At 44.1% G+C, this 25,640-nt stretch carries 22 protein-coding genes and 1 riboswitch; of the genes, 16 read left to right on the top strand and 6 right to left on the bottom strand.

Annotated features, from left to right (window positions below; genetic code table 11):
- Positions 1–44: 44 nt before the first annotated feature.
- Genes ABD036_RS04500 through ABD036_RS04490 form a run of 3 tightly spaced genes read right to left on the bottom strand, consistent with a single transcriptional unit; the run spans position 45 to position 2,784 of the window.
- Positions 45–950, bottom strand: coding sequence for a helical backbone metal receptor (locus ABD036_RS04500; RefSeq protein ID WP_343856935.1), 906 nt, complete (start codon positions 948–950; stop codon positions 45–47).
- Positions 947–1,972 (bottom strand): FecCD family ABC transporter permease, encoded by a 1,026-nt coding sequence (locus ABD036_RS04495; RefSeq protein ID WP_343856933.1) that lies wholly within the window; start codon positions 1,970–1,972, stop codon positions 947–949. Before ABD036_RS04495 ends, ABD036_RS04500 begins: the two co-directional genes overlap by 4 nt.
- On the bottom strand, positions 1,969–2,784 hold the full coding sequence (locus ABD036_RS04490) for an ABC transporter ATP-binding protein (protein WP_343856930.1): 816 nt from the start codon (positions 2,782–2,784) through the stop codon (positions 1,969–1,971). Before ABD036_RS04490 ends, ABD036_RS04495 begins: the two co-directional genes overlap by 4 nt.
- A gap of 183 nt (positions 2,785–2,967) precedes the next feature.
- A riboswitch (cobalamin riboswitch) is annotated at positions 2,968–3,129 on the bottom strand.
- 166 nt (positions 3,130–3,295) lie between these two features.
- On the opposite strand from ABD036_RS04490, the gene ABD036_RS04485 reads away from it, so the two are divergent.
- The 13 genes from ABD036_RS04485 to dinB all read left to right on the top strand — a co-directional run bounded on the left by ABD036_RS04485 (position 3,296) and on the right by dinB (position 17,404).
- On the top strand, positions 3,296–3,841 hold the full coding sequence (locus tag ABD036_RS04485) for a TRAP transporter small permease subunit (protein WP_343856928.1): 546 nt from the start codon (positions 3,296–3,298) through the stop codon (positions 3,839–3,841).
- Positions 3,841–5,199 (top strand): TRAP transporter large permease, encoded by a 1,359-nt coding sequence (locus ABD036_RS04480; protein ID WP_343856926.1) that lies wholly within the window; start codon positions 3,841–3,843, stop codon positions 5,197–5,199. The genes ABD036_RS04485 and ABD036_RS04480 overlap by 1 nt, the downstream gene beginning before the upstream one ends.
- Positions 5,200–5,219: 20 nt before the next feature.
- Positions 5,220–6,314, top strand: coding sequence for a TRAP transporter substrate-binding protein (locus ABD036_RS04475; RefSeq protein ID WP_425542543.1), 1,095 nt, complete (start codon positions 5,220–5,222; stop codon positions 6,312–6,314).
- A gap of 111 nt (positions 6,315–6,425) precedes the next feature.
- Positions 6,426–7,604 (top strand): enoyl-ACP reductase FabV, encoded by a 1,179-nt coding sequence (gene fabV / locus ABD036_RS04470; RefSeq protein ID WP_343856924.1) that lies wholly within the window; start codon positions 6,426–6,428, stop codon positions 7,602–7,604.
- Between the two features lie 453 nt (positions 7,605–8,057).
- Positions 8,058–9,398 carry a Na(+)-translocating NADH-quinone reductase subunit A gene (locus ABD036_RS04465; protein WP_343856922.1) on the top strand — a complete coding sequence of 447 codons (1,341 nt, stop codon included), beginning with the start codon at positions 8,058–8,060 and terminating at the stop codon, positions 9,396–9,398.
- A gap of 3 nt (positions 9,399–9,401) precedes the next feature.
- Positions 9,402–10,610, top strand: coding sequence for an NADH:ubiquinone reductase (Na(+)-transporting) subunit B (locus ABD036_RS04460; protein WP_343856920.1), 1,209 nt, complete (start codon positions 9,402–9,404; stop codon positions 10,608–10,610).
- Positions 10,600–11,355, top strand: coding sequence for a Na(+)-translocating NADH-quinone reductase subunit C (locus ABD036_RS04455; protein ID WP_343856917.1), 756 nt, complete (start codon positions 10,600–10,602; stop codon positions 11,353–11,355). Before ABD036_RS04460 ends, ABD036_RS04455 begins: the two co-directional genes overlap by 11 nt.
- A gap of 11 nt (positions 11,356–11,366) precedes the next feature.
- On the top strand, positions 11,367–11,999 hold the full coding sequence (locus tag ABD036_RS04450) for an NADH:ubiquinone reductase (Na(+)-transporting) subunit D (RefSeq protein ID WP_343856915.1): 633 nt from the start codon (positions 11,367–11,369) through the stop codon (positions 11,997–11,999).
- Positions 12,000–12,002: 3 nt separating this feature from the next.
- Positions 12,003–12,611 carry an NADH:ubiquinone reductase (Na(+)-transporting) subunit E gene (gene nqrE, locus ABD036_RS04445; protein ID WP_343856913.1) on the top strand — a complete coding sequence of 203 codons (609 nt, stop codon included), beginning with the start codon at positions 12,003–12,005 and terminating at the stop codon, positions 12,609–12,611.
- Between the two features lie 26 nt (positions 12,612–12,637).
- Positions 12,638–13,870 (top strand): NADH:ubiquinone reductase (Na(+)-transporting) subunit F, encoded by a 1,233-nt coding sequence (gene nqrF / locus ABD036_RS04440; RefSeq protein WP_343856912.1) that lies wholly within the window; start codon positions 12,638–12,640, stop codon positions 13,868–13,870.
- A gap of 67 nt (positions 13,871–13,937) precedes the next feature.
- Positions 13,938–14,978, top strand: a complete 1,041-nt coding sequence (locus ABD036_RS04435) for an FAD:protein FMN transferase (RefSeq protein WP_343856911.1) — start codon at positions 13,938–13,940, stop codon at positions 14,976–14,978.
- Between the two features lie 41 nt (positions 14,979–15,019).
- On the top strand, positions 15,020–15,253 hold the full coding sequence (gene nqrM, locus ABD036_RS04430; protein WP_343856910.1) for a (Na+)-NQR maturation NqrM: 234 nt from the start codon (positions 15,020–15,022) through the stop codon (positions 15,251–15,253).
- Between the two features lie 1,092 nt (positions 15,254–16,345).
- Positions 16,346–17,404 (top strand): DNA polymerase IV, encoded by a 1,059-nt coding sequence (gene dinB / locus ABD036_RS04425; RefSeq protein WP_343856908.1) that lies wholly within the window; start codon positions 16,346–16,348, stop codon positions 17,402–17,404.
- Between the two features lie 201 nt (positions 17,405–17,605).
- Here dinB and ABD036_RS04420 read toward each other — a convergent pair whose 3' ends face one another.
- On the bottom strand, positions 17,606–18,667 hold the full coding sequence (locus ABD036_RS04420) for a substrate-binding domain-containing protein (RefSeq protein ID WP_343856906.1): 1,062 nt from the start codon (positions 18,665–18,667) through the stop codon (positions 17,606–17,608).
- 585 nt (positions 18,668–19,252) lie between these two features.
- On the opposite strand from ABD036_RS04420, the gene alc reads away from it, so the two are divergent.
- Together alc and ABD036_RS04410 are read left to right on the top strand one after the other, a co-directional pair.
- Positions 19,253–20,263 carry an allantoicase gene (gene alc / locus ABD036_RS04415; RefSeq protein WP_343856904.1) on the top strand — a complete coding sequence of 337 codons (1,011 nt, stop codon included), beginning with the start codon at positions 19,253–19,255 and terminating at the stop codon, positions 20,261–20,263.
- A gap of 1 nt (position 20,264) precedes the next feature.
- The gene (locus ABD036_RS04410; protein ID WP_343856902.1) at positions 20,265–20,798 is read left to right on the top strand and encodes an ureidoglycolate lyase; all 534 of its coding nucleotides are present in this window, start codon (positions 20,265–20,267) and stop codon (positions 20,796–20,798) included.
- Positions 20,799–20,897: 99 nt separating this feature from the next.
- Here ABD036_RS04410 and ABD036_RS04405 read toward each other — a convergent pair whose 3' ends face one another.
- The gene (locus ABD036_RS04405; RefSeq protein ID WP_343856900.1) at positions 20,898–23,273 is read right to left on the bottom strand and encodes a bifunctional diguanylate cyclase/phosphodiesterase; all 2,376 of its coding nucleotides are present in this window, start codon (positions 23,271–23,273) and stop codon (positions 20,898–20,900) included.
- Between the two features lie 301 nt (positions 23,274–23,574).
- Positions 23,575–23,997 carry a globin domain-containing protein gene (locus tag ABD036_RS04400; protein ID WP_343856898.1) on the bottom strand — a complete coding sequence of 141 codons (423 nt, stop codon included), beginning with the start codon at positions 23,995–23,997 and terminating at the stop codon, positions 23,575–23,577.
- Positions 23,998–24,283: 286 nt separating this feature from the next.
- On the opposite strand from ABD036_RS04400, the gene ABD036_RS04395 reads away from it, so the two are divergent.
- Positions 24,284–25,600, top strand: coding sequence for a GGDEF domain-containing protein (locus tag ABD036_RS04395; protein ID WP_343856895.1), 1,317 nt, complete (start codon positions 24,284–24,286; stop codon positions 25,598–25,600).
- Positions 25,601–25,640 lie beyond the last annotated feature (40 nt).

Raw genomic sequence — 25,640 nt, 5'->3', positions numbered from 1 at the left:
ATCAGATGCTTAAAAGGAATGGGTTTTGTGGGGTGTGTGAGTGCCTACTTACTAGAGAGGTAGAACTGCCTAGCTTGATCGATACTTTGGCAAAGTGAATCAATCTCATCCAAAACTCTGCGAGTCATGCGATACATTTTATCGGCATTAGGGTGCAAGATAAAATGATGCTTTACAGCAGGAATAAAGGGGTAAGTGGTCCAATCAAAAATGGCACTTGCAGGGGCACGTTCAGAGCGCGGTTGTATAATCACTTGAGGTTGGTTAGTAAGTACTTGCTCAATGGATATTGACGGGTAATCCTCAGTACTGTTTTGAATGATATTGTCTGCGCCACAAGCCTGTAATTGCTGTTGTGGCCAAGAACCACCGCTTACAGTCTGCAGGGGACTTGGCCAAATCTCAAAAAAGACACTGACGGCTTGTCGTTTGCTGTAACGGCTAGTTATCTGTGTTAGGCGTTGTAAAAACTGGTTGGCTAAGATCTCTGCCAAGGGAGATTTTTCAACAAGCTCACCCAGTCGACGAATATCCGCTGCTACATCACTCAACACTTTTGGGTCAAAATATTCTACTCTGAGTCCATAGGATTCAAGCCGAGACAGATCATCCAGAGGGTTGCCACTTTTCCATGCGAGAATAATATCGGGCTGCAATTGAATGATCTTTTCTATCTGTAAGCGACTGTGATCACCCACCGTCAAAATGTGCCTAGCGTCGTCGGGATAGTCCGATGAGGTAGTCGTTGCGATGATATGCTCTTGAGCGCCTAGCTCATAAAGTAACTCTACCAAATGCGGAGAAAGGGCGATGAGCTTCAATTGCCCCGCTTGCTGCTTTGGAGTTTGGGCGAGAGCCCATGCGCTGCTAAAGAATACATAGAATATCAGTCCTATAATAAAACGGGTGTGGGTTTTGGTGCTCATTGGGTAACTGATTGTGCTACTCATCTTCTTACCTTGTTAAGCGCTAATAAGAAAAACACACTGCCGATTGCAGAGGTAATAATTCCGATTGGGATTTCTTGGTTTTCAACTAGCACTCGGGCGAGTACATCAATCCAGACTAAAAATACGCCGCCAACTAGAACACAGCCGAGGATTAGAATACGGGTGGTAACACCTAACCAATTTCGTACTATGTGCGGGATCATCAAACCAACAAAGCCAATCCCACCGCAATAAGCAACGATACAAGAAGTTAATGCTGCACAAATTATCAAAACGCCCATACGCATTAGATTCACTCTCACCCCTAACGCTTTAGCACTTTCATCACCCAATAACATGGCATCCATATGACGGCCAAATAGCCACAATACAACAACACTGATGCTGACTACGGGCAGCATGATCCACACGAACCACATTTCAGCTCGAGCTAAGCTGCCCAGTAGCCAGAAAATCACTTTGTTGGCAGCAAAAGGCTCGGCACTAAAAAGTATAAAGTGACTCAATGCACTGAGCATGAAGGATACGGCAACGCCCGCTAATAATAACTGTTCAGTGCGATTTCCAAACAGCTTGCTAGCCAGAATTTGCACTATTATGACTGCGAAAAACGCACCTAAAAATGCCGACAACGGCAAGGCGATGGAAAACGGAATACTGGCCAAGCCAGACAGTATTTCACTCTCTACAGTGGCTGAGCCGGTGAACAGTAGCGTGGCGATGCTGGCACCTAATCCTGCACCTGACACAACGCCGAACAAATAAGGGTCAGCTAATCCGTTATGATACACATTCTGTAAAGTGGCACCTGCTACCGCAAGCCCCGCGCCGACCAGAAAGCCAACGGCTACACGCGGCACGCGTACCTGCCAAAAAATAATTTCATTGACACTTTGCGAGCAGTGACGGGTAACACAATGATAGATTTCTTCGACCGACAACTCAGCCGCACCAAAAAATAGTCCGCCGAAAACGCTCAGTAACGCTAAAGCGATGAAAAACCAAACCATGGGTGTCTTCATATTAAATTGTCCTGACCAAATTGAGCGTCAATATGAGGCGCGCTATGTGGCAGAAATTCAACCCGTAATGCGTGCTGCTGGCTTGCTGGAAATACCTTACAAGGTGTTTTAAATGCACTTTGCAACAAGGTTTCCGTCAATACATCTTGAGGAGCACCTTGTGCTAACATTTGTCCTTCGTTAAGTAAACATAATGTGTCGCAGTAGTTTGCCGCCAAATTAACATCGTGCAAACTCATCACCACACATAAGCCTCTTGCTGTAGCAAGCTGTTTCAATAAATGCAGTATTTGATGCTGGTAAAACACGTCTAAGTGATTGATGGGTTCATCCAGTACAATTAAATGTGCCCTTTGAACCAGTGCTCTGGCAAGCAATCCTCTTTGCTGCTCTCCGCCCGATAAAGTATGAAATGCTTGTTTGCGCTGCGCTAGCAAACCTACCTTGGCAAGCGCATCTGCTATGGTATGTTTTTGTTGAGCGGATACTCGGCTAAAGAGGCGTTGGTGGGGCAGCAGTCCCATACTGATTATCTGCTCAAGATCTAGAGAAAAGACATTGTGATTAAATTGATTGACCACCGCGATTTGTTTGGCTTTTTCATTGTGCGATAAGGACTCTATGGGACGGCCATGCCAATAAATCATATCTTTGCTCGCACGCTGGCCCGCTATCATTTTCAACAGCGTTGTTTTGCCTGCACCATTAGCGCCAAGCACGCCCAAAATTTGGCCTGTCGGTAAGTTGAAGCTTACGTCTTTAAGAATATGCTTATTGTTAATTTGAAAAGCAGCGTGTTTGACATCAAGCATGATGAATAGGCAATTCCAATTTACGTCCCTTCAGTCATTCGCTAATTGAAGGCATTCAAAGCAATAAGTAAACGGGAAAATGACGCTTGAGTTACGGATTAAGGCGACATTTTGAAACGTGTATTCCCGCACGATCAATGCTCAGCGTTATGCACCCTTGGCTGCCAGCCAAAAACTGCAAAACTGAGTGGTTCAGGCTTGGCTGATATCTGACTTATGCCTACTTTTAATTGAGTGTAGGCAATTACAGTTGCGGGTACAGTTTTGGATTCTCACCAAATTCCCATTTAATTTTGCGCTATCCCTTACGAGACAACCGCTTAAACCAAGCTAGAAGTGAGCTAATATAACAGGCTTTAGAAGCACCATCGAGACTTATTTGTGCCCGTCATACTCAGCTTAAGATATTGACCTGATGACTTTTTTTACTGAAAATTCCAGCCAAATACTGTAGGCAACTATCACCTCAGTGTTATGATAGCCGTCCAACAAGAAAGATAAGAATAATATTATGGAAATGCGTCCAGTTGAGAGTGCTTTCCACTTTATAGATACGCTCAACGATGTCTTATGTAAGTGGATCAGTTGGTTTACCTTATTGATGGTGATCACCATGTTGTTGATTGTGGTGCTCAGATACGGTTTTGATATCGGCTGGATTGCCATGCAAGAGTCGGTGATGTATTTGCATGCCACTGTGTTTTTGCTTGGCAGTGCTCACACGCTGCGCGTCAATGAGCACGTGCGAGTTGACATCTTTTATCGACGTTTTAGTCCAGCGAAACAAGCCAAAGTAAATCTTTTTGGCAGTGTGGCGTTTTTGTTACCGGTCAATATCTTCATTTTCATCATTTCTTATGACTACGTGATGTTTTCATGGAGTATGTTGGAGGACTCCCGTGAAGCTGGCGGGATCCCTGCAGTATTTATACTCAAGTCATTGATCTTGGTCTTTGCCGCGATCATGGTGGCACAAGGTATTTCCGAGATACTCAAAAACGCCCTCGCATTGTGCAATTGCAAAGATTCAGATCAACCTCAGCAGGGAGAGCAGTAATGGAATATCTCTCATTGGTGATGTTTGCCTTGGTCTGCGTTACTTTGCTACTGGGGTATCCGGTTGCGTACACATTGGCCGGCACAGCGCTTATATTTGCTGGTATCGGGATGTTTTTCGGTGCATTCGATGCGTCCTATTTGCATGCAGTTCCCAGTCGCCTGTACGGCATTATTACTAATCAAACCCTAGTGGCGGTGCCTCTGTTTGTGTTCATGGGGGTGATGCTGGAAAAATCCGAGGTAGCGCAGAACCTGTTAATGGCGATGGGGCAGGTATTTGGGCGATTGAAGTCCGGTATGGCAATTTCAGTAGTACTAGTGGGCATGCTATTGGCGGCCAGCACTGGCATTGTTGGCGCAACTGTCGTGACCATGGGGCTGTTATCTTTACCCACAATGCTGAAACAAGGCTACGCGCCTTCCTTTGCCAGCGGCGCAATTTGCGCAACCGGGACCTTGGGACAAATCATTCCACCTTCGATTGCCTTAGTATTACTTGGTGATGTGCTGTCTAGTGCATTTCAACAGGCTCAATTAGACATGGGGATCTTTTCGCCAGAGTCGGTGTCAGTTGGGGATTTATTCGTCGGTGCGCTGGTGCCCGGCTTGCTGTTGGTGGGGATGTATCTTATCTATGTATTGGTGTTTGCAGCTAGGCATATAACTGCGCCTGCGGCGCTAGAGTCGGATCAAACAGACTCTCAGGTCAGTTTGTTTAGTGCACTATTTCCGCCACTATTCTTGATTGTGTTAGTTCTGGGTTCCATTTTGTTTGGTTACGCAACGCCCACCGAAGCTGCGGGAGTAGGGGCGGCCGGTGCTTTAATACTAGCACTTGCCCAGCGGCAATTGACCTTAAGCAAACTCAAAGACGTGATGATGGCCACCACCCGAGTGACCTCTATGGTGTTCTTGATCCTCATCGGCGCGGCCATTTTTTCATTGGTATTTCGCGGTTTTGGTGGTGAGGAACTGATTGAAGGTTTCTTTGCTGAATTACCGGGGGGCACCTTTAGTGCAGTGTTGGTCGTCATGGTCGTGATATTTTTACTGGGTTTCATCTTAGACTTTATCGAGATCACCTTTGTAGTAGTGCCGTTGGTCGCGCCTGTGTTGTTGGCCATGGGCGTTGATCCGATCTGGTTGGGTATTATGATTGCGGTGAATCTGCAAACCTCGTTTTTAACCCCTCCTTTTGGTTTCGCTTTATTCTATTTACGCGGCGTTGCGCCCCCAGAAGTAAAAACCAGTCACATCTACAAAGGGGTGCTTCCCTTTATTATAATTCAACTGATGTTATTACTAGCATTGGCTATTTGGCCAAATCTGGTAACGTGGTTGCCATCTTTACTTTAAACGCGTTTGGAACAACTGATATGAAATTACCTAACATAATGATTTTGCTAGCGACTTGTATGGCACTGATCTCCTGTGGTGGAGACAGCAAAGTGCAAGACACAAGTGCTCAATCACAGCAAACTTATGAGTGGAAATTGGTGACATCTTGGCCGAAAAATTTTCCAGGCTTAGGCAAAGCGCCAGAGACCTTTGCCACGTACGTGGATCGTATGTCTAACGGCCGATTAAAAATAAAGGTTTTTGGTGCCGGTCAATTGGTCGATGGCTTCGAAGTATTTGATACGGTTTCTAGTGGTACCGCTGAAATGGGCCATGCTGGCTCGTATTATTGGAAAGGCAAGGCGCCAGCTGCGCAGATATTTACCGCTATTCCATTTGGTATGAATGCCACTGAGTTTAACGGCTGGATGCACTATGGTGGCGGCATGGAATTGTGGCGAGAGCTCTATGCGCCCTTTAACTTGATCCCCTTTGTGGGCGGTAATACCGGTGTGCAAATGGCTGGTTGGTTCAAAAAGGAAATTAACAGTGTCGACGATCTAAAAGGATTGAAAATGCGCATTCCTGGCTTAGGTGCTGAGGTGTTGAAAAAGCTAGGTGGTATTCCAGTGGCTCTAACGGGAGGCGAGTTGTTTACATCACTGCAATCAGGTGCGATTGATGCAACTGAATGGGTAGGGCCTTACAATGATATGTCATTTGGTCTACATAAAGCGGCGAAATATTACTACTACTCGGGTTGGCACGAGCCGGGTGCAAGCTTGGAATTTATGGTTAATAAGCAGGCTTATGAAGCGTTGCCCAAAGACTTGCAAGCTATTATCGAAGTGGCTACGCGAGCCGTCAATCAAGATATGCTAGATGAGTACACTGCAGCCAATAATTCCGCAATGCAGGCATTGGTGGAAACTCACTCAGTGGACATGCGTCCGCTACCAAAAGATGTCATGAACGCACTTCGTCAAGCCAGCAGTGAAGTGATGCAAGAACAAGCAGCTGCCGATCCGATTTTCGCTAAGGTGTATGCGTCCTACAAGAAATTCCAAGATAGCGTGCAGAATTACCACCGTATTTCGGAAATGGAATACTATAAAAATCGTGATGGTGAATAGAATTTAGTGAGGCAAAAAGCCACATCATTTCGATTTTTGATCTGCTCAGATGTGTTGTTACGGCATTGCCCTTTAGAATAGCCAGCAAATTAATTGTGAGGATTACCCATTATGGTCATTAAGCCAAAAGTACGCGGCTTTATATGCACAAATGCGCATCCAGTTGGATGTGCAGCAAGTGTTAACGAACAAATCGAATACGTAAAAAGTTTAGGTGATTTGGGAGAAGGTCCCAAGAATGTGCTTATTCTTGGCTGTTCGACGGGTTATGGACTCGCTTCTCGCATCGTATCGACCTTTGGATATGGCGCTAAAACCTTAGGTGTGTGTTTTGAAAAACCGCCTACTGAGCGAAAAACAGGTACTGCGGGCTGGTACAATACAGCTGCCTTCCATCAATTTGCAGGTCAAGCTGGTATTTACGCTCACACCCTCAATGGTGATGCCTTTTCCAACGAATTGAAACAACAAGTGATTGAGCAACTTAAAGCCAATATGGGTAAAGTTGACTTGGTTATTTACAGTCTTGCGTCACCTCGACGTACTGATCCTGAAACCGGTGAAGTGTATAAATCAACCTTAAAGCCAGTAGGTCAAGATTATAAAACCAAAACTTATGACACCGATAAAGACTTAATTCATGAAGTCGAATTGGAAGCTGCCAATGAGCAAGAAATTGCCGACACTATTAAAGTCATGGGGGGTGAAGATTGGGAATTATGGTTAGCAGCTTTAGCCGATGCTGACTTATTAGCAGATAACTGTAAAACCACAGCTTATACCTACATAGGTAAAGAACTTACGTGGCCGATCTATGGTCAAGCAACTATTGGTAAAGCAAAAGAAGATTTGGATCGTGCTGCCAGTGCCATAACAAACTCATTGAAAGATAAGAATGTAAAAGCCTATGTTTCTTCTTTAAAGGCGTTAGTGACTCAAGCCAGCTCAGCTATTCCAGTCATGCCGTTGTATATCTCGTTGATATATAAAGTGATGAAGCAAGAAGGAACCCATGAAGGCTGTATTGAGCAGATTGCGGGCTTGTTTTCGGAAAAGCTATTGCAAGATGATCCACAAACCGATGATATGAATCGACTACGCATGGATGGCAAGGAAACTAATGATGCTACTCAAGCTAAAATCAAACAGTTATGGGATCAGGTGACTCAGGAAAATTTCCATGAGCTTAGTGACTATGCCGGTTATCACCATGAATTTCTGAAACTATTTGGATTTGACATCGACGGAGTGGATTACGAACAAGATCTTGACCCGTTAGTGGAATGGTAACCTGATCTTGTAGCCGCTTTTTCAACAAACCGCCTTTTTGGCGGTTTGTGTATTTTTAGCGTTAGGAAAACAATTGATTAAGCTTTTTTCCGTAGTAAAATTCATTTTCGGGCCAAAAATGCTTAATTCACAATAAATTGCATGGTGCAAAGTATGCAAATAATGCTAAAATTCCATAGTTAACAAGGCTGAGCATCTAAATTCGACATTCTGATCGCCAGCAACATTTTCATTTTCGAGCGAGGTGGGGGGCCAATGCAGCATGCGTCTGTGTTCACCGGGTTACGAATTCATGTACGGAAACTAAGTAGAGACTAAATCGAAAAGAGCGATCACCTTTGGGTTTTCATGTGAAAGTGCGGCTGATATTAACTTCAGCACAAAGCAAACACTAAGAGCCTAAAAATGATATTTCTTTCATTTTAATTTTATTTTACAAGACTGCGGTTGCATATGATAAAAATCAAGCAAGGGTTAGATCTTCCTATCAAGGGGGCTCCTAACCAAACGATCCAAGATGGACCCAGCGTGACCCGAGTGGCGGTGTTGGGGGAAGAATATGTCGGGATGCGTCCCACCATGTTCGTTCAAGTTGATGACGTAGTGAAAAAAGGTCAGGCTCTTTTTGAAGACAAAAAGAACCCTGGTGTATTGTTCACTGCTCCAGCAGCGGGAAAAGTGGTTGAGGTCAATCGTGGCGCTCGACGTGTCTTACAGTCAGTGGTTATCGAAGTATCTGGTAACGAACAAGAGACATTCGACAAATACGATGCATCACAGCTCGCTGCTGTTGCTCGTGAAAAAGTCGAAGAGAATCTGGTTAAATCTGGTCTGTGGGTGGCGTTGCGAACTCGTCCGTACAGTAAAGTGCCTGCACTGGGTTCCGAGCCGCGTTCTATCTTCGTTAATGCCATGGATACCAATCCATTAGCCGCTGACCCAGAAGTCATTATCGCGCAACGCAAAGCAGACTTCGAAAACGGTCTTGCAGTGCTAAGCAAATTGACTAGCGGCGATGTGTTTGTCTGTAAAGCCCCCGGTGCCGATATTCCTGTGGGCAACACGCAAGTGAAAGTTGAAGAGTTCGCTGGACCACATCCAGCTGGACTTGCTGGCACGCACATCCATTTTCTAGATGCAGTTGGTCAAGGTAAAATGGTGTGGACCATTGGCTACCAAGACGTAATGGCATTTGGTGCATTGTTTGCTACGGGCGAATTAAATAATGAGCGCGTTATTTCGATTGCCGGTCCTGCAGCTAAAAATCCTCGTTTAGTGAAAACGGTACTCGGTGCTGATACTGATCAATTGACGGCTGGCGAACTTGCTGGTGACGATGTTCGTGTCGTGTCGGGTTCGGTACTTATGGGAACGCATGCTCACGGTGTTCATGGCTTCTTAGGTCGTTATCACAATCAATTGTCTTTGCTGGCTGAAGATCGCGAGAAAAAATTGTTTGGTTGGCTAGCCCCTGGTAGCAAAATGCACTCGGTAACCCGTGCTTATCTTGGTCATTTGTCGCCGAGTAAGAAGTACGATATGACCACATCGACTAATGGTTCAGATCGCTCGATGGTGCCTATCGGCAATTACGAGCGCATTATGCCGTTAGATATTTTACCGACATTACTACTACGTGATTTGATTTCTGGTGACACAGACGCAGCGCAAACTTTAGGCTGCCTTGAGTTGGATGAAGAAGATCTCGCCCTGTGTACCTATGTATGCCCAGGCAAATATAACTACGGACCGATCTTACGAGAGTGTCTCACCACAATCGAGAAAGAGGGCTAAGACATGGGTTTAAAAGCTTTTTTAGAAAATATTGAACCTGATTTTGAACCAGGTGGTAAGTATGAGAAGTACTACGCGCTCTATGAAGCCGCTGCGACTATCTTTTACACACCGGGTAAAGTCAATAAATCGACTACCCACGTTCGTGACAGTATCGATTTGAAACGCATTATGATCATGGTTTGGGCCGCGACTTTCCCAGCGATGTTCTTTGGTATGTACAACATTGGTGCTCAGGCACATGAGGCTATTCTAGCCGGCGCTGGAACCTTGCCAGATATTTGGCAAGCGCAATTGTTCTCGGCCTTGGGCGGTGAATTAGGTATTGAAGGCATAGGTTGGATGGGCATGATGGCCTATGGTGCTTGTTTCTTCGTACCCATTTACGCCACTGTGTTTATTGTCGGTGGTTTCTGGGAAGTGATTTTCGCCTCAGTGCGCAAACACGAAGTTAACGAAGGATTCTTCGTTACCTCAGTACTATTTGCACTCACACTACCCGCCACTATTCCTTTATGGCAAGCAGCCTTAGGTATTACCTTTGGTGTGGTTATCGCTAAAGAAATCTTTGGTGGTACTGGAAGAAACTTCCTAAACCCAGCACTTTCGGGTCGCGCATTCTTGTATTTTGCGTACCCAGCACAAATCTCAGGTGATCAAATTTGGGTTGCTGCCGATGGCTACTCAGGCGCTACCTGGTTAGGTAAAGCGGCTGCAGGCCAAATGGATTACAACAACATGGACCTATGGTGGAACTCGTTCTTCGGTAACATCCCAGGTTCAATGGGTGAAGTCTCAAGTTTGGCAATTTTGCTAGGTGGTTTGTTTATTATTTATATGCGCATCGCGTCGTGGCGAATTGTCGCTGGTGTAGCATTAGGTGTGGCATTCTTTGCTTCTTTACTGAACTTCATTGGCAGTGACACTAACCCGATGTTTGCCATGCCTTGGTACTGGCACATGGTCATTGGTGGAATGGCGTTTGGTATGTTCTTTATGGCAACCGACCCCGTTTCCGCTTCGTTTACCGATAAAGGTAAATGGGCTTACGGATTTTTAATAGGATTTATGACTGTGATGATTCGGGTACTCAACCCGGCGTTCCCTGAGGGGATCATGCTAGCCATACTATTTGCAAACTTATGGGCGCCACTGTTCGATTATTTCGTGGCTCAAAGTAACATTAAGCGGAGGGTTGCTCGTGTCGGCTAAAAAGGAAACTCTAGGCAAAACAGTCGGTATCGTCGTTGCCGTATGTTTGGTGTGTTCAATTGTGGTTTCAGGTGCAGCCGTTGGTTTGCGTGAACTACAACAAATAAATGCAGCTAAAGATAAGCAATCTAACATTCTTGAAGCGGCTGGAATTGAAACAACCGCAGACTGCAATGTTATTTGTACGTTTGACAAGTTCGTTGAAGAGCGTCACGTGGATATCAGCACCGGCCAATACGTAGATGTACCGGAAGGCTTTGATATGTACAAAGCCGCTAATGACCCTAAATACACGGTTAAAGTTGAAAACAGTAATGTCGGTTTTCAACGCCGTTCTAGTGTTGCGTCTGTTTATCTTGTAAAAGATACCAGCGGCACCGTTCAGCGCATTGTTTTACCCGTGCATGGCAGTGGTCTTTGGGATTTGATGTTTGGATTCTTAGCATTAGATGCAGATGGCAATACAGTTCGAGAACTTGTTTATTATCAGCATAAAGAAACTCCAGGCTTAGGTGCCGAAATTCTTAATCCAGATTGGAAAGCGAAATGGGATGGCAAAAAACTGTACAAAGATGGCCAAGTGGCGATTGATGTTAAGAAAAATGCCAACCCTGATAACGAATATGCGGTGGACGCACTTTCCGGTGCCACCTTGACCAGCAATGGTGTTGAAAACACCTTGAAGTACTGGGCAGGTGAGAACGGATTTGGTCCGTATCTTAAAAACCAGACTTGGAAATCATAAGGGTTAGAGCAATGGCTGAAGTTAAAGAAATGAAACAGGTCTTGTTCGGACCGATACTAAGTAGTAACCCAATTGCATTGCACGTCTTAGGTGTTTGCTCTGCATTGGCGATTACCACAAAATTGGAAACTGCATTGGTAATGTCATTGGCATTGACCACAGTAGTGGCCTTTTCGAACTTATTTATCTCTATTATCCGTAACCATATTCCTTCGAGTGTGCGGATCATCATTCAGATGACCATAATCGCCTCTTTGGTAATCGTGGTTGATCAGGTGTTAAAAGCCTATTCCTATCAAATTGCCAAAGAGTTATCGGTATTCGTTGGTTTGATTATTACCAACTGTATTGTAATGGGGCGCGCTGAAGCCTATGCAATGAAGAGTCCGCCTCTGATGAGCTTTTTAGATGGTATTGGTAACGGCTTAGGTTATTCGTTTGTACTTATCGTTATTGGTGTGATCAAAGAGTTATTTGGGTTTGGTACCTTACTTGGCTTTGAAATCTTACCATTGGTACAAAACGGTGGTTGGTATCAAGGTAACGGTCTATTAATCCTACCTTTCAGTTCGTTCTTTTTGATTGGTGGTTTGATTTGGTTCATCCGAACTATTCGTCCAGAACAAGTTGAGCCCAAGGAGTAAGAAATGGAACATTATATTAGTCTTTTTGTGCGCTCAGTGTTTATCGAAAACATGGCGCTGTCGCTGTTCTTGGGAATGTGTACCTTCCTTGCAGTATCTAAGAAAGTAAAAACGGCCATGGGCTTGGGTGTTGCGGTAATCGTGGTACTGGGTATTTCTGTGCCGGTTAACCAAGTAATCTATGTAAACATACTTGCTCCTGGCGCATTGGCTTGGGCAGGATTTCCTGATGCAGATTTAAGCTTCTTGAACTTTTTGACCTTTATCGGCGTAATTGCTGCATTAGTTCAAATTCTGGAAATGAGTTTGGATAAGTTCTTTCCTGCTTTGTACAACGCCCTTGGTATTTTCTTACCATTGATCACGGTTAACTGTGCAATCTTTGGTGGTGTGGCATTTGCGGTTCAACGTGAATACAACTTTACCGAGAGCGTGGTTTACGGCATTGGTAGTGGACTAGGTTGGGCGATTGCGATCACCTTACTTGCCGCTGTTCGCGAAAAATTAAAATATGCTGATATGCCTGAAGGCATACGTGGATTGGGATCGGTATTTATGATCGCTGGATTAATGGCGCTTGGTTTCCAATCATTCACAGGCGTGGCGCTTTAAGCGGCAGCACTAAGGAGTATTAGTAAATGAATCAAAGTGAAATTTACCTTGGTGTAGGCATGTTTATCGCCATTGTATTGGCACTCGTGTTTATCATCATGTTTGCAAAATCTAAATTGGTGCCGTCGGGCGACGTGACCATCACTATTAACGGCGATCCTGATAAAGCGATTACGGCCTCTCCTGGCGGTAAATTGCTAGGTGCCTTAGCAGATTCAGGGATCTTCGTATCTTCTGCTTGTGGTGGCGGTGGTTCTTGTGGCCAGTGTCGCGTTGATATCAAATCAGGTGGCGGCGAAATTCTACCTACTGAGTTGGATCACGTGAGTAAGCGCGAAGCCAAAGAAGGTTGTCGTTTGTCTTGTCAGGTGGCTATTAAACAAGACATGGACATCGAACTTCCAGAAGAAGTGTTCGGCATCAAAAAATGGGACTGCGAAGTTATTTCTAATGATAACAAAGCGACTTTCATCAAAGAATTGGTGTTGCGCATTCCTAACGGTGAGAGCGTTCCTTTCCGTGCTGGTGGATATATTCAAATTGAAGCTCCACCTCACCATGTTAAGTACAAAGACTTCGATGTTCCTGATGAGTATCGCGGCGATTGGGAACGTTTCGGATTTTTCGACATTGAATCTAAAGTTGACGAAGAAACGATTCGAGCTTACTCAATGGCGAACTACCCAGAAGAAGAAGGCATTATTATGTTGAACGTGCGTATTGCTACGCCGCCACCTAATAATCTTAGCTTGCCGGCAGGTAAAATGTCGTCGTTCATTTGGAGCCTTAAAGAGGGTGATAAAGCCACAATTTCAGGCCCATTTGGTGAGTTCTTCGCAAAAGACACCCAAGCCGAAATGGTATTTGTTGGTGGTGGTGCGGGTATGGCGCCGATGCGTTCGCATATCTTTGACCAACTTCGTCGCTTAAAAACCGATCGTAAGATTACGTTCTGGTATGGCGCACGTTCGTTACGCGAAATGTTCTATGTTGAAGATTTCGACATGCTGCAAAAAGAAAACGAAAACTTTACTTGGCACGTGGCATTGTCTGATCCACAACCTGAAGATAATTGGGAAGGTGACACCGGATTTATTCATAACGTGTTGTTAGAGAATTATCTGAAAGACCATCCAGCGCCAGAAGACTGTGAATTCTACATGTGTGGTCCACCTATGATGAATGCTGCGGTAATCAACATGCTTAAAGAGCTAGGTGTTGAAGACGAGAACATCATGTTGGATGATTTCGGCGGTTAATTCTGTCGCGCTAATCGATACAAGGAGAGGGACGATATCGTCCCTCTTTTTTATGGTTTAAGGGTTTATGATAAAAGTAAAAGTTATCTCGCTACTAGGCAGTGTCATCGTTATATTGTTGCTGTTATTGAACGCCACGCAAGAGGTGACAGATGTGCACCTTACTGGGCCTACTATGGGCACAAGCTATAACGTAAAAATACGCAAAGACGAAGGGCTAGTCGTTTCCGCTGATGAACTAAAAGATAAGATCGATCAACGTTTGGCTAAGATAAACAAGCTAATGTCGACCTACGATCCTCATTCTGAATTATCGCGATTCAATCAGCATCACAGTACGTTGCCTTTTACCTTATCAGCAGAAACCATGCTGGTATTGCGTGAAGCAAAGCGCTTGGGTGAACTCAGCGATGGCGTTTTGGATGTAACCGTGGGTCCTTTGGTTAACTTATGGGGCTTTGGTCCAGATGCCAAACCCGAAGTCATTCCTTCAAAAGCGACTATTGAAGCACTCAAGCAAAAGATAGGTTTAGATAAACTCTATCTTGGGTCTAATACCGCTAGTAAACTGACTCCCGATCTCTATGTTGACCTTTCTACCATTGCTAAAGGTTACGGCGTTGACGAAATAGCCAACCTGTTAGAGTCGCTAGGGCATACCAACTATTTGGTTGAAATTGGCGGCGAGATGCGTGTTGCTGGACTTAAGGGAAACGGTATTGCTTGGCGTATCGCAGTTGAGCAGCCCGTTATCGACAAGCGTGATGTGCAAACTGTTCTCAGCATCGGTAACAATGCAATTGCCACCTCAGGTGACTATCGAAACTATTTTGAAGAAAATGGGGTCAGATACTCACACCTAATTGATCCGCGCACTGGTTATCCAATTCAACACAATTTAGTTTCGGTGACCGTAGTGCATCCGTCATCTATGACAGCAGATGGTCTTGCTACTGCATTGGGAGTGATGGGCAAAGATGCGGCATTACGCCTAGCTCAAGAGCAACAATTAGATGTGATGCTAATTACTCGAGAAAAAGATGGCTTTAAGACGTATACTAGTGGACGTTTTGACGAATATATTCAAGCGGCCAAGCAACAGAATTAAGCATTTTTTATACTAAGCGTAAATCAAAAGTAGGAAATATCGTGAGTACATTTATCTTAGCCTTCGGATTCTTTTTGATTGTGGTGTTAGCCATGGCTGTAGGGTTTATCGTGCAACAAAAATCCATATCGGGCAGCTGCGGTGGATTAGGCGCGTTAGGAATCGACAAAGCATGTGACTGCCCGGAACCCTGCGATCGTAAAAAAGCCCGCATGGAAAGAGAGCAGCAACGCGAGAAAAAACTCGCCGAATGGAAACAAAACCAAATCCTTTAGTGATATCGCTTATATAAGCCCCTGCGCGCTGTTTGTGAGATCCCCGATAACTGCATTCGGGGATGACACAGAACGTCACTGTCATCCCGGCGGGGCTCCCTTTCTGTCATCCCGGTGGGGCTCTTAAGGCCGGGATCTTCTCAACACCTGTTTGTAATTAACTACGAAGGACTGTTACGGAGATCCCCAACAAGAGCACTTGGGGATGACACAGAACGTCACTGTCATCCCGGTGGTGCTCTCCCTAACCGTCATCCCGGTGGGGCTCTTGAGGCCGGGATCTTCTCAACACCTGTTTGTAATTAACTACGAAGGACTGTTACGGAGATCCCCAACAAGAGCACTTGGGGATGACACAGAACGTCACTGTCATCCCGGTGGGGCTCTCTCTATCTGTCATCCCGGTGGGGCTCTCTCTATCTGTCATCCCGGTGGGGCTCTTGAGGCCGGGATCTTCTCAACACCTGTTTGTAATTAACTACGAAGGACTGTTACGGAGATCCCCAACAAGAGCACTTGGGGATGACACAGAACGTCACTGTCATCCCGGTGGGGCTCTCTCTATCTGTCATCCCGGTGGGGCTCTCTCTATCTGTCATCCCGGTGGGGCTCTTGAGGCCGGGATCTTCTCAACACCTGTTTGTAATTAACTACGAAGGACTGTTACTGAGATCCCCAACAAGAGCACTTGGGGATGACACAGAACGTCACTGTCATCCCGGTGGTGCTCTTAAGGCCGGGATCTTCTCAACACCTGTTTGTAATTAACTACGAAGGACTGTTACGGAGATCCCCAACAAGAGCACTTGGGGATGACACAGAACGTCACTGTCATCCCGGCGGGGCTCTTGAGGCCGGGATCTTCTCAACACCTGTGTGTAATTAACTACGAAGGACTGTTACGGAGATCCCCAACAAGAGCACTTGGGGATGACACAGAACGTCACTGTCATCCCGGTGGAGCTCTCACTATCTGTCATCCCGGCAGTGCTCTTAAAGCCGGGATCTCTTCAACTCTCGCTGGTAGTTAACTAATGCAATTATCAGGTAACTGTATATAATAACAGTTATTTGATTTGATCGGTTTTGGCTTTGCGCAAAATAATTCACATAGATATGGACTGCTTTTATGCCGCCGTGGAGATGCGTGACAAGCCCGAATTGCGTCACCTGCCCATTGCCATTGGTGGTAGTTCAGATCGGCGCGGAGTCATAGCCACGTGCAATTATCCCGCTCGAAAATTCGGTGTGCGTTCTGCAATGGCAACGGCGCATGCAGTAAAACTCTGTCCAAACCTAGTGTTAGTGCCAGGACGCATGGAGTTGTACGTGGAAATATCCAAGCAAATCCGCCAGATATTTCAGCGTTACACCGATAAAATTGAACCCCTTTCGCTAGATGAAGCCTACCTCGATGTATCCGACTGCACCCTTTTTTGCGGCAGCGCCACCTTAATCGCCGAAGATATACGCAAAGCAATTTTCGCTGAAACAGGTTTAACGGCCTCTGCTGGAGTCGCGCCTTGCAAGTTTGTAGCAAAGATCGCTAGCGATGAAAACAAGCCCGATGGCATTTGTGTGATCACGCCAGATAAATTAGATGACTTTGTCAAAGCTTTGCCCTTGGGTAAAATTCCAGGCGTGGGTAAAGTGACAGTGCAAAAACTACATAATCTAGGTTTATATACTTGTAATGATGTGCGCGCCTACTCATTAGAAAAACTGGTCAAAGGCTTTGGGAAGTTTGGACCAGTGATATGGAATCGTAGCCATGCAATTGATGACCGTGATCTCAGTTTATCCAGAGAGCGCAAATCAGTCGGAGTTGAGCGTACGTTATCTGAAGATTTGCTGACCAAAGAGCAGTGCTTAGAAGTAGTAGAAAAACTCTATCCTAAATTAGAAGAGCGACTCATATCGGCTCGCGCTAATACCAAAATTCAAAGCCAAGGCGTAAAGCTAAAATTCAGCGACTTCCAACAAACGACAGTCGAGCATCGCTGCGCGGAATTGAATAAAGACTACTTTATCGAGCTCATCGATGAAGCTTATAGTCGTAAAGCGGATAGGGGGATTAGATTGGTAGGGCTGCACGTAGGCCTTCCCTCAAAAGCCAAATTTCTACAGTTAAACTTGCCATTTGAGTCGTAGCATTTGACAGCAATTACAACTTGATGTTTTTGGCTAATGGAATGACTTTATTATTGCAATTTGAACTTGATCCTTTGGTAGTGTAATAGTCAGAAATTTCCGCCTTATTCCATCGGCACTCTTTATCTACTTAACATGAACTCAACGCAGATAAGCGTAAAATGGGTGTTATTGAGGGACGCTTATTATCCAGAGTTCAGGTTACTTAGGACTAAGCGTAAAATCGTAAGAATCTCTTAGTGGGTTTAAACACTTACTGTAGGTTCTAAAATCAGTATCACTCCAGTTTCTTTTATGGAGAAGGTATTTGACATCGTTGATGTTAGATCTATCCATTTTTTTCAGTTGCGAAAGGATCATGGTGCCCAGTTCAGTTGCAAAATCGCTTCCGCGCAGATAATCGTAAAGCAAAATAATTGCCCAGCCTGCTTCCGTAAAATGTCCACCATAGCTAAATGCAAGATCGCCTTGTTCAATCAATTGAATATTTGTGTCAGTCCAGTCGAACGAACCTATGACTGCACTTTTATTTAACTCAGCTAATACCCTACGTGCACCATCAGCTATTTCAGGAGCTGCAGTCCAGATCATATCCACATCTGGCGCGCGTCTTAAAATTGTGCGTGTGGCGAACATACTCCTTTGTACGCTCCAATCGGTATAGACAGGCGCTAGCACAGAAATCGATTCTGCTTTTGCTTGCTTTAATGCGCCTTCTATACGATGTTTGTTTACGACTGAGGTTGTTGAACCACCTAAAATAGCTAGCGTCGTTCCCCCTTTTTGTGCAACTAGATTTGCTACCACGTTTGCCCCCGCCGAAAATTCATCGGGGGACATATGCGCTTTCCAATGCTGGAATTGCTCACGCGGATTCTGAGTCACTCTTAACTCCAATGGTCCTAAGCTGCTATTGAAAGTGATAAAGGGAACTGACAATTTATTGAATAGCTCAAGTTGAGCATACTCACCTCCGCCGTACATGATTGATAATATAAAATCAGGTTTATGACGTTCTGTCAGCGTTTGAGTAATTAGTTGCAGAAACCCGAATCGGGTCCGTTTAAATCCCTCCAGCGAGATAATCTTTAAATTAATATTGAGATGTTTGGCCACAGATCGTGCAAAGTTATGCGACGCGCTCCAGAATTCACTGATTTTTGCGTCGGGCATAAATAAAGTGACATCGTATGAGTGCTCATCATTGTTGTCGGCACAGGTCTTAGCCTCAGTTGATTTTGCAGTAATGACGAGTACCAGCAAAAGCCACAAACAGCTATTTAAAATTGACGAACGTGGAGATTGAATTGTAGTTCACCCTTTGTAGCAGGATGCCAACCCGCCAGTATAAAAGCGTTAATATTGAATTAAGAGTTTAGCAATTCATTTACAGACATGCTCAAAAACATTAGGTTATGCGAATCTGCGGAATTTCCAATCAAGCTGAAGACGGTTAAATGATGAGATGGCGATAAATGCGATGCCCGTAACCTCAACGGCCAATCGAAATTCATAAGGGGGCATTCGAAGCCTGCAAGGATGAACTATTTTGCTGGCATTACGGCATGTGGGGCAATACAATCGTTATCGACCTGAAACAACATGTTGTCATTGAATGACACCAACCTTGCGTTAACTGTAAGGGCGAAAAAAGTTAACATCGGCAAACTACGCTAGCTGATCAGCTAAGCAACCGCCCCGTATCTAAAATGGATGAACAACCCAGAGATTAACCATAGCCAACGGACACACCAGTATCTGTTGTAAGCTAATCGCAGATAGTGAATAAAAAGTAGCGATAAGCAGGACGTTATTGAACAACGAATACTTAAAATTATTGAGAAACAAATGAGCCAACAAGCAATACCAAATAAACTTAGTGAGCAGTATATTGATTTAGCCAGTGAACGCCTAGGCGGTGAAACCCTGTCTTGTAGCGATGATTTTTTTGCTGAAATGGAAAACTTGCTGAAAGCCGGTAGAGGTATCTTTATCGATGATAAATATACTGAGCGCGGGAAATGGATGGATGGCTGGGAGTCGCGTCGCAGTTATGGACGTGATAATGGTCGGGATCATGATTGGTGCATTATCCGTCTTGGCGTGCCAGGGGTGATCAAAGGCTTCGACGTGGACACCAATTTCTTTCGCGGCAATGCGCCGCAAACGGTGTCTATTGAAGGCTGCCACTCGGCTCAACAACCCGGTGCTGATACCCAATGGTTTAGCTTGCTGGCCGATTCTCCAGTTGAGGCCCACAGCCAAAATCTGTTTGAGATAGACAATGTACAATGCTGTACTCACGTTAGGCTGAATATTTTTCCTGATGGAGGCGTGGCTCGGTTTCGCGTTTACGGTGAAGCCCAAGTGGATTGGCAGCAATTTCTACCTGGCGAATTGATTGATCTGGCGTATGTCAAAAATGGCGGGCGCTCACTGCTGGTGAGTGATATGTTTTTTAGCGATAAAAATAACCTTATCATGCCTGGCCGCGGCAAAGACATGGGCGACGGTTGGGAAACAAAGCGCCGTCGAGATCCCGGACCAGATTGGAATATTGTCAAACTTGGCCATATTGGCTCGATCAATAAAGTGATAGTCGATACCCATCACTTTAAAGGAAATTTCCCTGATACCTTTACTCTCGAAGGTACCATGAATGATAGTCAGGCTTGCATCGATGGCAGTGCCAAATGGCAAACCATTATTCCGCGTAACAAACTCTATGCCCATCGGGAACATGTGTTTATCGATGAAATTGCTGATCCTAAGGCGCATTTTACGCATATTAGATTGAATATCTTTCCAGACGGTGGTGTTTCTCGTCTGCGTACATTCGGCTACCGAAAAGAAGATTGATATGACGAAAAACACTGGGCAAGTATCATTGCCGATTAGGCCTCTTAGTTCAGAGGCCTTCGCGCCATACGGTGATGTGCTTGAAGCGAGCGCTGATAAACATCACTTCACCATAAATGACGGTTATACGGAGCGTTTTCATGATTTGGCACAGATAGATGTGGCCGACGAGAACGGCCGAGCTATTGTCAGTATCTTCCGTTCCACGCCGCTTACCTTGCCGATTAAAATCGAGATGATGGAGCGTCACCCACTGGGTAGCCAAGCCTTTATGCCGCTTAGTCAGCAGCCTTACCTAGTAGTGGTTGCGCCTAAAGGTGCGTTCGACAAGAACAACATAGAGGTCTTTCTCGCCCAGCCGACCCAAGGTGTTAACTACCACAAAGGCACCTGGCATCACTTCTGCCTAGCCCTGAATCATGAATGCGATTTTTTAGTGATTGATCGAAGCGGTGAAGGTAACAATTGTGATGTAGAGACCTTGGATGGCAGTTTGGTGATCAATCTCGAGGGTATTAATGACTCACGTACGTGAGTGCGTTTTTCGCATATGTGTTTGCAACCAAGAAGAAAGCGTCAAAGCAACCCCAGCCAATATCGGCTGGAAATAACGGTAATGACCCTACAGTTAAGATTAACTAGTCATAAGCTTCTTTTTGCTTCGAAGTAAATCGAGTAATTGCTGTTCGGTTAGCAATTCACTGATATGAAAACCTTGTCCCATTGAGTATTCTAGGTCTCTCATAAGCTCCAATTGCTCCTGGGTCTCTATACCTTCAGCGATAGTTTCGATGGCCAGTGATCTAGCCAGACTATTGATTGATTCTAAGATGATGCTTTGTTGTGAGCTTACAAGGTGGCCACTTACGAAACTGCGATCAATTTTAATATAGTTAAACTTAAACTGTCCTAAATAACTTAATGAGGAATAACCGGTTCCGAAATCGTCAAGTGCTAATTGAATCCCCATTTTGGAGAAGATATTCATTTGCGCCCGTGTCAATTCGACCCCTTTAATAATACTTTTTTCGGTCGTTTCTAACGTTAGATAACGGAATAGGTCAGGATCGTTTTCGTATTCGAGCTCAATTGCTTCGAGTAAAGAGATCGAGGTAAAGCCTAGACCTGAAATGTTGACCGACAAGCGAAAATCATAAGGAAGGAGGCTCTTCCATTTCTTTAAATGCCCTAACGCTCTTTTAACGTTGTATACATCAAGTTGCACAATACTGCCGTTTTCTTCCATTTCATTGAGGAAAGAATTTGGTGGGAGCGTGCCCATCTTAGAATATTTCCATCTTACCAAGGCCTCGGCGCCCAGCACTTCTCCGGTATCTAGATCTACAATAGGTTGGAACACAAAAAAGAACTGGTTTTCATTGATGCCTTTTAGTGAGTCCTTTTCAATAACATTGGTTGGCACCATGTCTGATTGCGCATCACCTTGATGTAAAACGACTCGGTTACGACCTTGCTGTTTAGCCTGATACATCGCTTTGTCGGCACAAATGACCAGAGACTCGGCATTACTATTGGATTTAGTATGAAATGCGATGCCAATACTGGTTGAGGTTTTTATTTGGATTTCGTTTAATTTAAACGGTGTCTCTAAGGCTTTGACAATTTTGTTGGCCACTTTTAATGCCGAATCTTTGGTATCAATATCCTCTAATAGAATTGCAAATTCATCCCCTCCCAATCGACTTAAAGTATCTGATTCTCGAATACTTTGTTGCAAAATTTCAGCGACTTTTATTAGCAGTAAATCGCCAATATGATGTCCGTAGGTGTCATTTACCTGTTTAAATTTGTCTAAGTCTAAAAATAACAGGGCGATATTTCGATCTTGTTCTCGTTTACATTTGTTTAGTGCGTGGTAAACCCTATCATTAAATAACGACCGGTTCGGGAGTTTTGTCAGTGGGTCATGTAACGCCAAAAATTGCAGATCAGACTTGGCCTGCATACGTTCTATCGCATTACGAATATGTCGAGCAACAAAGCACAGCAATTGTTCGTCTTTTTGGGTGTAACCAATGTCGTCATTATAACTTTGTACAACGACTACACCATGTAAAGGCGGTTTGCCAAAGGGAACTCCTAACCACGCATTGGGTAACGACCCTTTTATGTAAACTTGGTTAGAGTCGATCATGGCTTGAATTTTTTGCTTGCTAGCTAGCAACGGTTTATCGGTATTTAACACATAGCCTGTAATACTCGGTCTTTGGTTGTCTAGTGGGATCACTTCATTGGGAGGGACTTCGTCAACTTCATCTACCGCATAGGGCAAGGTAATTGCCTGGCCGTCGTCTATGACTAGACCAACAAAGAAATTCGACGCAAACATGAGTTTAGCGATGCAACTATGCAGTCTTTGATAGAATTCTTGCATACTAGATGTTTCAAAAATCAATTCTGCAATTTCGAACAGCGTATCTTGAATCTTCCCACTATATTCGAGTTTCTCAATAGAATGTTGAAGTTTGTCGATAGCCTGAATTTTATCAACTTTAATAGCAGTAACGGAGGCAATTGCGTAGATGGAATTTTGGATATGTTTGGGTAATTGCTCGGTATTATTGCTAGCACAATAAATGACACCAACCAATTTGCCATCGGTCACTACGGGTATTATGAGCCCTGTAACATACTTGCCGCCGTTTTGATTGAGCTCTGGGTACAAACTTACATCGTCGATGCTTTCTATCTGCAATGACTTGGCTGCTTGGCCAATTATTCCTTGGCCCAAAGGAATTTCATTAATAATGAAGAGATCTTGCAGTATCGAACGCTTTTCAGCATAGGCTTCGGAGAGGATCAGAGCTTTGCTTTTGCGTTTGAATGAATAGAGCTCTAGATAATCAATATCAAAATTACGGAGTAAGGTATCGAAAATAAGTTCAATAATTTCCGTTTGCGTTTTAGTCGGCAGAATGTCAATAATATACTGACTGACAACTTTCAGATGGTCGTTTTTATTGTCTGGTTGCCGATGCTCTACGCTCATTCCGAATTGCCCCTATTGTAATACCGTGGCCAATATTATTTCTACACTACAACAGTGACATATCCTTAATCATTCTGCGATTGAAATATACATGCTAGATTGAAATTTATACTCTAATCACGGTTAACTCAAGTATCGTCGATGAAAGTGTAATCTACTAGATAGTGCTGATTAATCTGAGGTAACCTGAATAGATAGGCCACAATCAACCACGCTCATAGATACGGTTCACAATTTGAGTATTCACCCACACGGTTAAAATCTAAAAAACTACGGCGTAGTTTACATAAAATATAATGTTCTATTTGTGCGATCTTAGTCCTTCAATCATCACTTGGGATAGTTCATCAAAATATTTCGACCAAGCCACTTCCAACGCATCATGAAACTGCCCTTTGAGGTTGTATTGGATGGATAGAATAAAAGCTGCTTTCACTACAGTAAAATGATGTTCACGCACGCCATAGGCTTTATGTTGGTACCCTAAGTCGAAAAGGTGGGGCCTTATTGCGGAAAAATTGTTGATATTGTCTACTGCTGAGTTAATCAATTCATAAAAGTGGTTTTCAATGGTTTCGCGTTCACTAGTAAACATTGGCTTCACTAACGGGGCCATTTCAAACAGATTATCGTAAAAGCTCTTAGCGATGTTGGTCTTTGCGTTTTTTAATAGACTAAACGATAGTGTGATCTGTTGTTTTTCTTCTAAAGTTAAAATGTTCAAAATTCCTATACTGTGGTTTGGCGAAACATAAACTGATGGTCATTACTATTATTAAAGAGCTTAGAAGAAAGCTTAAAAAAACAAAAGTACCTCAGATGATTATACTACCTGAGCTGGCTTAAGGTGGGAGCGTCTCAATTAAACAAAAAGTTTAGTCGTTTTCAATTCACCGTTTGAATCTTGTCGAACTCCATTTTTGAAAGTATCAGGTTGAAATAACAAAAAAATTGGCTGACTTTCAACAGTTTTATCGCAAAAATAAACGCAATCATATAAGCTGGTTTTTATGCAATATTTCACTCAATTATTCTTCTTTTTAGCCGAAGCCGCTATGGTCGGCCTGTTTATTATTTCGCTATTTCAATTGCGTAATAAATTCGGCATTGCCACCTTATATATTTCGCTGGGTGTGTTTCAGCACATGCAAACCTCCTTGGCGTCTTTTTTGTATTTCGAGCTGTTTCCTGGCGTTATGGTCAGTCCGGGGTCTGCCGTTCTATTCACCGCAGGCCTATTTGCGATTTTGCTGGTATACATTGAAGAGGGCATAGAAGAGTCACGAAACCTAGTGTACGGGCTGATTTTCGCCAACATCACATTAAGCCTGTTTACATTGCTAATTGGTATCCACCCTACCGGTTTACCTGCCGCTGAAATGGTTGAGATGTCAAATGCAATACTTGTTTATCAACCTCGTATTTTGTTCATCGGCACTTTGGTGCTGGCATTCGATGTCTTTCTGGTTATTTTAACCTATGAATATTTAGGCCGTTATGTGCAAAATTTGTTTATTCGAATTTATGCATCTATGGCATTTGTCTTGATTCTCGATTCAATCTTATTTATTAGTCTGGCATTTTATGACAATCCCCAATATTTAACCCTATTAAATTCGTCATTGGTCGGCAAACTATTGATGGCGGCTTTATATTCGCTAATGCTATATGGTTACCTATCGCATAAGATATCACTGTCTTTGAATCGCACCGACCCCGACCCCGAAGGCGAAAGCAATATCTCAGATACCCTTAGCTTTTTAACTTATCGTCAAAAATACGAGCAACTTCGCGAAACGTCGCTTCGGGACCCGTTAACTGGTTTGTATAACCGAGGGTATTTAAACGAGTGCTTGCCCAAAGAAATAGCAAAGGCTATTCGGACTCAGCGACCATTAGCAGTGTTAATGGTGGATATTGATCATTTCAAGCAAGTAAACGATCAATTTGGCCACCAAGAGGGTGATAGAATTTTGCAATTTGTGGCGCAAGTCATTGCTCAATCCGCTCGCGACATGGATATTGCCTGCCGCTTTGGTGGAGAAGAATTTACCATTATTTTACCCGACACGGACAAAATAAGTGCGAGTGTTTTTGCGCATCGTTTGCAATCAAATTTGTTCGACTCATATCAGGAAGTGATCGACAAACTTGCCTGTGAAGTCACTCTAACTATTGGTGTATGCCTTGTGCCTAGCGAGGCGATCAATATGAGTGAAGCGCTGAGATGTGCCGATAAACGCTTGTATATGGGCAAGGTCGCGGGCCGTAATCGAGTGGTTGTTGAGGACCTTGAAGATGGCTCGGAAACTGAATTAGATACGTAACCTGCACTCTCAATAGTAAGCGCTCCTCAATCACGCTCCT

The sequence above is a fragment of the Aliiglaciecola litoralis genome (assembly GCF_039523355.1).
In the GTDB taxonomy this organism is placed as follows: Bacteria; Pseudomonadota; Gammaproteobacteria; order Enterobacterales; family Alteromonadaceae; genus Aliiglaciecola; species Aliiglaciecola litoralis.
The sequence above is the reverse complement of the archived record's forward strand: the minus strand, read 5'-3'. Positions and strand labels throughout refer to the sequence as shown.